Source organism: Neokomagataea anthophila (assembly GCF_018122595.1).
Classification (GTDB): Bacteria; Pseudomonadota; Alphaproteobacteria; order Acetobacterales; family Acetobacteraceae; genus Gluconobacter; species Gluconobacter anthophilus.
Window position 1 is genome coordinate 1 of sequence record NZ_JAGRQH010000031.1, and the last position, 300, is coordinate 300.

At 55.0% G+C, this 300-nt stretch carries 1 protein-coding gene; it reads left to right on the forward strand.

Going from position 1 to position 300, the window contains the following annotated elements; all coding sequences use genetic code 11:
• Window positions 1-58: 58 nt before the first annotated feature.
• A partial coding sequence (locus KB213_RS11975) for a hypothetical protein (protein WP_032236170.1) occupies window positions 59-300 on the forward strand: 242 nt, incomplete at its 3' end.

Here is a 300-nt window from a genome sequence, read left to right on the forward strand (position 1 = left end):
ATCATCAAAGCCATGAACAAAGCAGCCGCGCTGGATGAACTGATACCGGGGTTGCTGAGTGAATATATCGAACAGTCAGGTTAACAGGCTGCGGCATTTTGTCCGCGCCGGGCTTCGCTCACTGTTCAGGCCGGAGCCACAGACCGCCGTTGAATGGGCGGATGCTAATTACTATCTCCCGAAAGAATCCGCATACCAGGAAGGGCGCTGGGAAACACTGCCCTTTCAGCGGGCCATCATGAATGCGATGGGCAGCGACTACATCCGTGAGGTGAATGTGGTGAAGTCTGCCCGTGTGAT